Source organism: Streptomyces tagetis, assembly GCF_018069565.1.
Lineage (GTDB): Bacteria > Actinomycetota > Actinomycetes > Streptomycetales > Streptomycetaceae > Streptomyces > Streptomyces tagetis.
Window position 1 is genome coordinate 769,571 of the sequence record NZ_JAGPNL010000003.1, and the last position, 11,673, is coordinate 781,243.

At 74.8% G+C, this 11,673-nt stretch carries 7 protein-coding genes; 4 read left to right on the plus strand and 3 right to left on the minus strand.

All coding sequences use genetic code 11. The annotated features are described in order from the left end of the window. The first annotated feature begins 530 nt into the window (after positions 1 to 530). Positions 531 to 2,690, plus strand: a complete 2,160-nt coding sequence (locus J5Y05_RS15675; RefSeq protein ID WP_210872696.1) for an asparagine synthase-related protein — start codon at positions 531 to 533, stop codon at positions 2,688 to 2,690. A gap of 88 nt (positions 2,691 to 2,778) precedes the next feature. On the opposite strand, the gene J5Y05_RS15680 is transcribed toward J5Y05_RS15675, so the two are convergent. Both J5Y05_RS15680 and J5Y05_RS15685 read right to left on the minus strand, forming a co-directional pair. Continuing rightward, positions 2,779 to 4,689, minus strand: coding sequence for a sigma-70 family RNA polymerase sigma factor (locus J5Y05_RS15680; protein WP_210872698.1), 1,911 nt, complete (start codon positions 4,687 to 4,689; stop codon positions 2,779 to 2,781). 206 nt (positions 4,690 to 4,895) lie between these two features. Continuing rightward, complete coding sequence (locus J5Y05_RS15685) at positions 4,896 to 5,657, minus strand: TetR/AcrR family transcriptional regulator (RefSeq protein WP_210872811.1); 762 nt, start codon at positions 5,655 to 5,657, stop codon at positions 4,896 to 4,898. Between the two features lie 378 nt (positions 5,658 to 6,035). Here J5Y05_RS15685 and J5Y05_RS15690 point away from each other — a divergent pair, with 378 nt between their 5' ends. After that, positions 6,036 to 7,424, plus strand: coding sequence for an NAD(P)/FAD-dependent oxidoreductase (locus J5Y05_RS15690; RefSeq protein WP_210872700.1), 1,389 nt, complete (start codon positions 6,036 to 6,038; stop codon positions 7,422 to 7,424). Between the two features lie 169 nt (positions 7,425 to 7,593). Then, complete coding sequence (locus J5Y05_RS15695) at positions 7,594 to 9,234, plus strand: ATP-binding SpoIIE family protein phosphatase (RefSeq protein ID WP_210872702.1); 1,641 nt, start codon at positions 7,594 to 7,596, stop codon at positions 9,232 to 9,234. Between the two features lie 33 nt (positions 9,235 to 9,267). On the opposite strand, the gene J5Y05_RS15700 is transcribed toward J5Y05_RS15695, so the two are convergent. Then, the gene (locus tag J5Y05_RS15700; RefSeq protein ID WP_210872813.1) at positions 9,268 to 10,545 is read right to left on the minus strand and encodes an MFS transporter; all 1,278 of its coding nucleotides are present in this window, start codon (positions 10,543 to 10,545) and stop codon (positions 9,268 to 9,270) included. A 135-nt stretch (positions 10,546 to 10,680) separates the two neighbouring features. Here J5Y05_RS15700 and J5Y05_RS15705 point away from each other — a divergent pair, with 135 nt between their 5' ends. Further along, a complete protein-coding gene (locus J5Y05_RS15705; RefSeq protein ID WP_210872705.1) occupies positions 10,681 to 11,238 on the plus strand; it encodes a MarR family winged helix-turn-helix transcriptional regulator in 558 nt (185 codons plus the stop codon). Positions 11,239 to 11,673 lie beyond the last annotated feature (435 nt).

Genomic DNA, 11,673 nt, shown 5'->3' on the forward strand with positions numbered 1-11,673 from the left:
GCCTGTCCGTGCGCTCTTCTGTGGCCGGCTCCGGGAGCGGTTCCATGGCGGTGCGTGGGTCGGCCCGCTGTCCAGGACAGTGGGCTGGGGGACACCGCCGTCTACATCCCCGCGGGCGGCGGACCGGTCCGGGGGGCGCGTCCCGCCTCCCGGACTGCGCACCGCGGGGCACTGCGCAGAACCTGTACGGAGCGTGGCCAACGCCGGCAGAACATCAGGTAATTGGCCGAAAATCGACCCTATGATTTTCGGGCTCGCGGCGTTCCCACCACGGAAGTTGAGGGCGCTTTGGGTAGCCAAGGGGCGCATTATGGGGGCGCATTCGCGTCGTCCTCGTGCCGTCCCGACCGTGTCGCCGTGATCTGACCGGCAGGCGCGAACGGCAGGCCGACGCCCCCGCGCGGGTATCCGCGGGGGCGTGTTCGAGGGAGCGCGGACGGCTCCGCCGACGCTCCGTGGCACGCCCTTCATGGCAGCATGGGGACCCGGTTCTTACCGTGCCTGGTGGTTCCCGGCCTGTGGAGGCGTCGATGCGGTGGTTGGTGGGGTGGAGCAGCACCGCCGTGGGAGCCCCGGGCGCGGCCGGCGCCGGCCCCACGGGGAGCACCGGACACGACAGACACGACAGACACGACGGATACGCGGGATACGCGGGATACGACGGTGAGAGCGTGCGGCCCGTCGGCTCCCAGCCGATCTGGGGCGGCCCCGACCCCCTGTGGGCGGTCGGCGACTGGCGCCCCGACGAGGTGCGCGTCGTCACCGCCGACCCCCAGACCCGTATCGCCGTCCTCGGCCTGTGCGGCGCCGGCGACGAACAACTGCGCGTCGGACTCTTCGCCGCCCGCGGCGGCGCCCTGCGCCACCTGACCGCCTGGCCCGGCAGTTACACCGCCGTCGTCCAGGTCGGCCGCCGCATCACCGTCTGCGGCGACCTCGCCGGCGCACGGCCCGTCTTCCACACCCCCTGGGCCGGCGGCACCGCCTACGCCACCGCCGCCCTGCCGCTGGCCGACCTCGTCGAGGCCAACCTCGACTTCGGGCACCTCGCCGCGCTCCTGGCCGCCCCCGACGTGCCCGCCGCGCTCGACGACTCCACCCCGTACGACGGCGTGAAGCGCGTTCCGCCGGGGCACGCACTCATCCTGCGCGCCGGGGCGCGCGAGATCGCCGGATACGAACCGGTCGCCTCGCTCGCCGTCGCCGCCCCGCCCGCCGACCCCGACAGCGCCGTCGACGGCGTCCGGGACGCCCTGGTCGAGGCCGTGCGCACCCGGCTCGCCGCGCCCCGGCACGTCCCCGGCGACGGCATCGACCCCGGCCCCGTCCCCGGCATGGGCCCCGCGGAACGGCGGGCCGCCCGCGGCATGCCGGTCCCCGGCATCGGCGCCGACCTCTCGGGCGGACCCGCCTCCGGCACGCTCGCGCTGCTCGCCGCCGGGCTCCCCGGCATGCCGGGCACCGTCCTCGGACACGGCCCCGGCGCGGGGGAACGGCTGCTCGCCGTCACCTTCAACGACCTCGCCGTCGGCGGGCGCGAGTCCGAGCTGGAACGCGCGGGGGCGATCGCCGCCGGCCCGCGCCTGCACCATGTCGTGGTGACCGGCGGCGAGGAGGTCCTGCCCTTCGCCGTCCTCGACGGGCCGCTGACCGACGAACCGGCCGCCTGCCTCGTCTCCGCCGCCCGCCACCGCACCCGCCTCGCCGCCGGCAGCGCCGACCACTTCACCGGGTACGGCGCCCGGGAGGTGCTCGACGCCCACCCGGCCCGCCTCGCCGACCTGTTGATGGACCGCAAGCGGCGCCACCTCGTCCGGCCCGTCGCCGCCCTCGCCCGCGCCGACGGTTCCGTCCTCGTGCCCGCCCGCGTCTACGCCGCCGCCCGGCGCCTGTCCCGCATGCCCTACCGGTCCGGCCTCGACGACCTCGCCGAACAGCTCATGCGGCGCCGCTTCGACCCGCCGGGCGACGGGGCCGTCGACGCGTCCCTCGCCGTGCTCACCTGGGGCGGGCCGGGACCGGCGGCGCGGTGGCTGACCGGCGAGGCGCTGGCGGAAGTATCGGTTCGGCTCACGGCCGCGACCCAGCGGTCCGCCGTGGGGCCCGGACAGCGGCCCGGCGACTTCCGCGCGCGGGCCGCGCTGGCCCGGCGGGCGGCCGAGGTACGGGTGCTGGAGCAGGCCGCCGAGGTCCGCTTCCAGCGGCTGCACACCCCGTTCCTCGACAACCAGGTCGTCCGCGCCTGCCGCGCGCTGCCCGAGGCGCTGCGGGTGCGGCCGGGGGCGCGGGCGGCGATCCTCCGCTCGGTGCTGGAGGGGGCCGGGGTGAGCGACCTGCCCGTCGGCTGGGGCACGCCCACCCGAGCGCCGGAGGCCACGGCCACGCGGACCGGGCTGCGGGTCGCCGCCGACTCGCTGCTCATGCTCTTCGACACGCCGCTGCTCGCGCAGGCGGGGCTGGTGGAGGCGCGGGTCGTCCGCAAGGCGCTGCGGGCGGCGGCCGAGGGGGAGCCGCTGCCGCTGGAGGGGCTCGCCGGGCTGGTCTCCCTGGAGCTGTGGCTCGGGCGGCTGCTCGCGCGGCGCGGGACCTGCTGGACGGGGACGCCGGCCCGGCAGCGGGCGGTGCCCGCGGGGATCGTGCCGCAGCGGGGCGCGCTGGGCGGGGCGGGGGCCGTGGTGCGGCGGGTCTGAGCGGCCCCCGCGGGGGTGCGCTCGGTGGGGGCGGGCTCGGTCGGGGTGTGGGGGTGAGGCCGCGGCCGTACGCGGGTGCCCTGTGCCCTCACGTACAGGTGAAGCGCGACTGCGCCCAGTCCGCCAGCGTGGCCGTGTCGAAGGGCCCGTGGGGTGCGACCACCAGGCGTACGGTCTTGCGTCCCGTGAGGTTCACGTGGACGGGGATCGCCTGGTCGCCGCCCTTCACCGTGCCGGAGTTCCACAGCCGGACGCCGTCCGCGTGGACCGAGAAGCGCACCTTGCCGAGCCTCGTCATGTCGTCCACGCCCACCAGCGCGTCGTAGGACGAGCAGGCGCGGTTGAGGTCGATCGTGACGGAGGAGCTGCCGTGCACCGTGACGCCGTGCGCGTGCCGCTGACCGCCGATCCACAGTCCCGTGCGCTGCCAGGCCCAACCGCTGCCGCCCAGACGCATCTCCGGACCGGTGCCGTCGCCCGTGAGGTCGTACGACAGCTCGTTCCACTGGAAGACCTCCGGAGCGGGAGGCGGGGGCGGAGGGGGCGTCGGCGTCGGCGTCGGTGTGGGGGTGGGTGTGGGAGTGGGTGTGGGGGTCGGCTTCGGGGTGGGGGTCGGTGCGGGCTTCGGCGGGGGAGTGGGAGTGGGCGTGGGCGTCGGTGTGGGTGTGGGTGTGGGCGTCGGTGTGGGGGCGGGGGCCGGCGGGGGCGGGGGGTCGGCCGGTTCCGGCGCGGGCGGTTCCGGGGTGGGGTGGGCCGCGGGCGCCGAGGGGGGCGGGGCCGCCTCGGGGGGCTGCCCGGCGGGGGTGTCGTTGCCGGCGAGGGCGAGGACCAGGGCCGCCGCCACGCCCACCGCGACCACGCCGGCCGCGATGCCGGCCTTCAGCGGAGCCCCGATGCCCTCCGAGGCCGCCCCCGCGCCCGCCCCGCCCGACGCGCCGCCGTTGGCCGCGGCTGCCGCACCGGCGGCACCGGCCGCCCCGGCACCCGCGCCGCCGGCGATGAGCCCGGCCGCCTTCGCGTACCCGGCGGCACCGAACCAGCCGATGACCGCGAGCGGGACCACGGCCGGGATGCCGCTCGCCACTTCCTGGATCTGGCCGGCGGCGAGCCGGCACCGGGCGCACTCCTCCAGGTGCTTGCGCAGCCCCCGCTCGGCCCGGGTGCGCAGCCGTCCGCGCGCGTAGGTGCCCAACTGGTCGGCGTAGCGCGCGCACTGCGCGTCTCCCGCGAGGGCGTCGCTGACATGGGCCTGGAGGTACGCCTGCTTCAGCCCCTCCCGGGCGCGGCTGGCCAGCACGCGCGTGCCGTTGGCGTCCAGCCCGAAGAGGACGGCCACCTCGCTCGGCGACTCGTCCTCGACCTCGGTGTGCCACAGCACCGCCTGCCACCGCTCGGGCAGCGAACGGAAGGCCCGCATGGCCATCGACTGCTCGGCCTCGTGCATGGCCCGCACATCGGCGCCCAGTTCGAGCGTGTCGTCGTCCGGCACCGCGGCGCCGCGCGAGGACTGCGCCGCGAACACCGCGAAGTCGTCGACCAGTTGCTCCCGCTTCGCCGACCGCACCCAGCCCGCGGCGACCCGCCGGACCGAGGTCAGCAGGTAGGCGCGGACGGCGTGCTCGGGGCCGGAGCCGCGCCGCACCGCCTGGAGCATCCCGGCGAACACCTCGGCGGTCAGGTCGTCCGCCGTATGGGCGTCGCGGCAGCACGTGCGCGCGTACCGGCGCACGGCGTCGGCATGGCGCCGGTACAGCTCCTCGTACGCCGTGTCGTCGCCCGCGCGCATCAGGTCGATCAGCTCGGCGTCGGCGGCCGGCATCTCGCGCGGTGGGGGCAGCACCCCGTCGTCGTACCGCTCGCGCTGTGCGGGAACGCTTCCCTCCGCGGGTCCGGCGCCTCGCGGGAGGCCCGCCGGGCCGCCCTGGCCCGGCACCTGCGGCGGGTCACCGAGTCCGGCCTCGCCGTCACCGAGTGACTTGTCCCACCCGTCAACGCTCATCGCGGAACGCCCCCGCCACCTGCCCGACCAGTTCCGAACATCGGCCAGGGTGCCACATGACTTTTTGATGAGGGCGCCGAGGTGCCGACCATCACCCGTCCGTGGGGACTTACCCGCCCGGGACGATTGCGCTCATGTGTTCGGGGAATGAGGAACGTCCGTCCGGGCGCGGTGGGCCGGCCGCGCCCAGGACTTCCGCCCGCGCGTCAGGCGGGGCGCGACCGCAGGCCCTCCAGGAGGATGTCCAGCAGCCGTGCCGAGGCCGCCGCCTGCTGCGCCGCGTCCGGCAGCGAGGGCGCCGCCGTCGCTATCACCAGCAGGACGTCCGAGACCGACACGTCCGGCCGCAGCTCGCCCGCCGCACGCGCCCGCTCCACCAGCCGGCCCACGACCTCCAGCAGCGCCGCCGTCCCGTGGTCCGGCTCCGCGGCGGCCGGCTCCGCGCCCTCGGGCACCAGCCGCAGCTCGCCCGAGCCCGGCTGCGCCCGCTGCTGCGGCACCCGCGGCTCGCCCAGGGCGTCGCCCTCGCCCTCGTCGGCCACGCCGACCCGCAGCACCTGCGGCGGCAGCAGGCGCCCGGCACCGGACGCCACCGACGTGCGCAGGAAGCGCGCCAGCGCCGACCACGGCTCGTCCTCCTGGCCGAGGGCGGCGCGGGCCTGGTCGGTCAGCCGGGCCGTCTCCTCCTCGGCGATCCGGCGCACCAGCACGTCCTTGCTCGGGAACCGCCGGTACACCGTGCCGACGCCGACCCGCGCGCGCCGCGCCACGTCCTCCATCGGCGCCCCGTACCCCAGCTCGCCGAAGACCTCGCGCGCCGCGCGCAGCACGTGCTCCAGATTGCGCTGGGCGTCCACGCGCAGCGGCGCCGTCCGGGCGCCCCCGCGTCCGCCGCCCGCCCCCGGAGCCACCGCGGCACCCGGCGCGAGGGCCGGAGCGGACGGCCAATGAGACCCCTGAACATGCATAGACATTCCCCCGGTCATGACGTCTCCCCCCGGAGACACTCCCCGCCATCGACAGCATGAAGCGCGCGGAACGGACCCGGATCGGCCGTCCGTCTGACGCGGACCCGATGGAGCCACATCCCCCCACACCCCGTGGGGACGAACATAGTTGAGTGGCCGTCAATTCAGAAGGGGCAGGTTCCGCACAGAGCGCCCCCCGATCGGAGCAGGGATCGTATACGCCCCGAATACGCCCCCTTGCGCCCCCACGCCCACCCCGCTGACCTGGGCGAGCGGTCCCTGCGTGCGGTTTCGGCCATTCCCGTCGCGCCGGAGAACGCGGTCACACGATCTGTCGGGCCTGTGGACAAACGCGAGCGTCGGGTGCGTCATGGGAGGGTGAAGGAACGTGCGCGCATTCTCGTTGTCGGCGGCGGCTACGTCGGGATGTACACGGCCCTGCGACTACAGCGGCGGCTCAAGGCCGAAATCCGCCGGGGCGAGGCCGAGGTCACGGTCGTCAGCCCCGACCCGTACATGACGTACCAGCCGTTCCTCCCCGAGGCCGCCGCGGGCTCCATCTCCCCGCGGCACGTCGTCGTCCCGCTCCGCCGCGTCCTGGACCGCTGCCGGATCGTCGTCGGCGAGGTGCGCTCCCTCGACCACGCCGCCCGCACCGCCACCCTCACCACCCTCGCCACCGACGAGGAGGGCGGCGACCCCCGCCGGGTGGAGTACGACGAACTCGTCCTCGCCCCCGGATCGGTCGCCCGCACCCTGCCCGTCCCCGGCCTCGCCGACCACGGCATCGGCTTCAAGACCGTCGAGGAGGCCATCGGCCTGCGCAACCACGTCCTCGAACAGATGGACATCGCCTCCTCCACCCGCGACCCCGCCGTCCGCGCCGCCGCCCTCACCTTCGTCTTCGTCGGCGGCGGCTACGCGGGCGTCGAGGCCCTCGGCGAACTGGAGGACATGGCCCGCTACGCCACGCGCTACTACCACAACCTGACCCCCGAGGACATGAGATGGGTCCTCGTCGAGGCCACCGGCCGCATCCTCCCCGAGGTCGGCGAGGACATGGGCCGCTACACCGTCACCGAACTGCGCCGCCGCAACATCGACGTCCGCCTGGAGACCCGCCTGGACTCCTGCGCCGACCGCGTCGCCCGGCTCAGCGACGGCTCCCGCTTCCCCACCCGCACCCTCGTGTGGACGGCCGGCGTCAAACCCCACCCCCTGCTCGCCGGCACCGGCCTCCCCCTCGACGCCCGGGGCCGCCTCCTGTGCACCCCCGAACTGGCCGTCGACGGTGCCCCGCACGCCTGGGCCGCCGGCGACGCCGCCGCCGTCCCCGACGTCACCGCCCCCGCCCCCGGCGACGGACCCCGCCCGCTCTGCGCACCCAACGCCCAGCACGCCGTACGCCAGGCCGCCGTCCTCGGCGACAACATCGCCCACAGCCTGCGCGGCGAACCCCTCGACACCTACGCCCACCACCACGCCGGCTCCGTCGCCTCCCTCGGCCTCCACCAGGGCGTCGCCCACGTCTACGGACGCAAGCTCAAGGGCTACCCCGCCTGGTTCATGCACCGCGCCTACCACCTCAGCCGGCTCCCCACCGTCAACCGCAAGGCCCGCGTCCTCGCCGAATGGGTGCTCGGCGGACTCTTCACCCGCGAGATCGTCTCCCTCGGCTCCCTCGAACACCCGCGCGCCGAGTTCGAACTCGCGGCCGGGCGAAAACCACCCCGTGACCCCGAGGACGACCCGAAGGGGTCGTCCTGACCGGACGCGGGAACTCCCCGGCCGGGACCGGCGTCTGACGGATGTCGGTCCGGACGGCCCCCTGCAAGACTGGTCCACCATCGCGGGCGGGCCTCCGCTCATCCCGCGCGGCTCCCGGGCCCGGCCGGTTCCGGTGCCGGCCGCCGACGACTACACGAGGCAAGGAATCGTGAACTTCACGCGCTGGAGCGCCCGCATCCCCGGAACACAGCGCCGCGCCGCGGCACGCGCCGACACGGCCGTCGCCACGGACCGGCGGACCGACGGCTCCGTGCCCGCCGCCCGCGCCGAGCAGCTCACCGACGCGGCGCCACCCGTCCCCGCCGTCGACGACCTGCCCGTCAGGGACGTCCTCGACCGCGTCCCCGCCCTCGTCGCCCTCGTCCACGGCCCCGACCACCGCATCGCCTACCTCAACGACGCCTACATCGCGGCCTTCGGCCCCCGCCGCACCGGCGCGCGCGCCCGCGACGTCCTGCCCGAGCTGGACGAACTCGGCCTCTTCCCGCTCCTCGACCAGGTCCAGCGCAGCGGCCGGCCCCGCACCCTCAAATCCCGCAAGGCCACCGACGGCCGCTCCTACACCTTCACCTGCGCCCCGGTCACCGAGGCCGGCAGCGACGGCGTCCTCGTCTTCGCCACCGACGTCACCGACCACGCCGAGGCCGCCGGACGCCTGCGCGCGAGCGAGGCCCGCCAGCGCGAGACCGCCGTCACCCTCCAGCGCTCCCTGCTCCCGCAGGAACTGGAGGAGCCCGACGACCTCCGGGTCGCCGCCACCTACCACCCCGGCGGCACCGAGGCCGCCGTCGGCGGCGACTGGTACGACGTGATCACCCTCGGCGGCGGACGCACCGCCCTCGTCATCGGCGACGTCATGGGGCGCGGGGTGCGCGCCGCCGCCGTCATGGGCCAGCTCCGCACCGCGGTCCGCGCCTACGCCCGCCTGGACCTGCCCCCGCACGAGGTGCTCCAGCTCCTCGACGGCCTCGCCACCGAGATCGACGCCAGCCAGATCGCCACCTGCGTCTACGCCATCCACGACCCGACCGAGGGCGAGCTGGTCTATGCCTCCGCCGGCCACCTGCCGATCCTCGTCCGCGACGAGCACGGCACCGTGCGCCGCGCCGACGAACCCACCGGCCCGCCCCTCGGCACCGGCGGCTGGGTCCACACCTCCGGCTCGGTGCCGCTGGGCCCCGGCTCGACCGCCGTCCTCTACACCGACGGCCTCGTGGAGCGCCGCAACGAGGACCTGGACGAGGGCATCGCCGCCCTGGAGAACGCCCTGTCCGGCGCGACCGGCAGCCCCCAAGTGGTCTGCGACCGGCTGGTGCGCTCCGCGGGCGTCACCCCGGACCACGACGACGACGTGGCCGTCCTCGTCCTCCAGCACCCCGCCCGCCGCGGCCCCGAATCGGAACTCTTCCGCAACGCCACCCTGGAACTGCTCGGCGGCGTGGAGGCGGCACCCCGCGCGCGTGCCTTCGCCTCCGGGGTCCTCGCGAGCTGGCGCTTCCCCGCCGACCTGCACGACCAGGGCGTCCTGGCCGCCAGCGAACTCGTCGCCAACGCCCTGCGGCACGGCACCCCGCCCATGCGGCTGCGGCTGCGCCGCACCGACCGGCGCCTGATCATCGAGGTCGCCGACGGCGACGACCACCTGCCCCTGCGCCGGCGCGCGGAGCCGGTGGACGAGTCCGGCCGGGGCATCGCCATCGTGGCGACGATCGCCACCCACTGGGGCGCCCGGCGCACGCCCGGCGGCGGCAAGGTCGTCTGGTGCGAGTTCGAACTGCCCCGCCCGTGACCGGCGCCGCCCGCCGGGACCCGCGGCTCCGGCTCACGCCTCGGCGGTCGCCACCTGCCCGGCCGGTGCCCCGCCCTGCGTGACCACCCGGCTCCGCACCAGCGAGGGCTGGTTCTGCACCTCCGTGAGCCGGTGCCCCAACCGCACCGCCAGCACCGTGATCCCCAGCGAGAACAGCAGGAAGGTCACGATGTACGGCGCGTGCAGCGAGGCCCCCATCGGCCCGCCCACCGCCGGCCCGATCGCCAGCGCGAGCTGCTTCACCAGGGCGAAGGCGGAGTTGTACTGGCCGGCCAGCCCGGCCGGCGCCAGGTCCGCCACCAGCGGGGCCACCGTCGGCGACAGCATCGCCTCACCCAGCCCGAACAGGGCGTACGTCGAGATGAAGGCGGCCGTCGCCATCGTCTGGCTGCCGTCGCCCAGCCCCGCGTACCCGGCCACGGCCCACGCCACGGCCCAGATCAGCCCCACCGCGGCGATCACCCGCGAGCGCTTGCGCCGCTCGACGAACTTCAGCACCGCGAACTGCGCCACCACGATCACCAGCGTGTTCGCGGCGAGCGCCGTGCCGAGCGCGGAGGTCGAGATGCCCGCCGCCTCGACGCCGTACGCGGCCAGCCCGGACTCGAACTGCCCGTAGCAGGCGAAGAAGAGGACGAAGCCCAGCACGCAGAGCTGCACCATCGCGCGGTTGCCCAGGAGCTGCTTCCACCCGCTGCCCGCCGGCTCGCCCGGCACCCCCGCCACGCGCGGCGCCCGCGGCATCCGCACCGTCGCCATCACCGCGACCAGCACGAGGAACATCGCCGCCTCGATGGCGAAGAGCAGGGTGAACGAGGCCGGCCGCGACGCGTCGACGAGATGGCCGCCGATGAGCCCGCCGACCCCCAGGCCCAGGTTCTGCAGGAAGAACTGGAGCGCGAAGGCCCGCGACCGGGTCTCCGCCGAGGAGCAGTCCACGATCATCGTCGCCAGCGCCGGCTGCATCACGGCCTGGCCCGCCCCCAGCAGGGCGGCGGAGAGCAGGACGGTGGAGGCGTACGTGGACAGACCCAGGCTGAGCGCGCCGAGGGAGGCGGTGACCAGGGCCGTCATCAGCACCGGCAGCGGGCCCCGCCGGACGATGGCCCGCCCGGCGAACGGCAGCACGATCAGCGCGGCCACGGCGAAGACGGCGAGGACGAGCCCCGCCGTCATGGAACCCAGACCCCGTACCTGCGCCACATAGACGTACAGGTAGGGAATGGTGAAGCCGAGTCCGAACGCGCTGAGTGCGTTGCCCACGTGAATCCGGCGCATCGCCGCGCCCATCGCCCTGGTCACGTTCACCCTCTCTCGTATCTCCGCTCCAGCCTTAGGGCTGAAGACTTAGAAGCTAAAGTTCAACGCTAAAGGCTACACAGCGAAGGACTTCAACGCAAAGGAGACCCGTGCCATACTGCGCCCATGGGCGAGACCTCCGGCGCCGGCGAGCCGACACTCGAAGAGCAGATCGCCGCCTACCAGCGTGAGTTCCAGGACCTCGACCCCCAGGTCGAGCAGATCGTCTCCGCGCTCTCCCGGCTCAACCGCCGGATGAACGTGGCGTACGGCAGGCAGACCGCCGAGCTCGGCATCACCAACGCCGACTGGGAGGTCCTCAAGGCCCTCGTCCTGTCCGGCGCCCCCTACCGGATGGGCCCGAGCGACCTCGCCAAGCGCCTCGGCCTCACCCCGGCCGCGATGACCCACCGCATCGACCGCCTGGTGGCGGAGGGCCTGGTCACCCGGGAGCGCGACGAGTCCAACCGGGTCCGCGTCATCATCGAGCTGACCGGTGACGGACGCGAGAAGTGGATGGAGGCCATGCGCCTGGCCACCGTCTTCGAGGCGGACCTGCTCCAGGACCTCTCCCCGCAGGAGCGCACCGCGCTCGGCGAGGTCCTCACCCGCCTGCTCATCAGGGTCGAGGACGCCCAGCCCGACGCCGGCGGCCGGCTCAGCGACCTCGACGACACCGTATGACCCGGGGTACTTGACACACCCCCGCGCGATCCGTAAAGTTCTCCGGGTTGCCACCGAGCCGTCACGGTTCTCCGGCAGCACCTCCCGCCGCAGCAGCGGCACCCCACACCAGTACGACCTTCCCGCGGGAAAGACTTCGGCATGCCGAATTCCTTTCCGTGGGTACCGTGCGGCCCGATCGGGACTGAAGGACCGATTGGGAATCGCCGGGAAAGTCGGCTAAGGTCTGGGACACCAGAACGGCCCAACAGCCGCGATGGCAACCCCTCCTGACGGGGGATCAGCACCGAAAGGGTCTGATAGAGTCGGGTCCGCCGGAAAGGGAAACGCGAAAGCGGGAACCTGGAAAGCACCGAGGAAATCGGGTCGGGAAGATCTGATAGAGTCGGAAACGCAAGACCGAAGGGAAAGCGCCCGGAGGAAAGCCGGAGACAG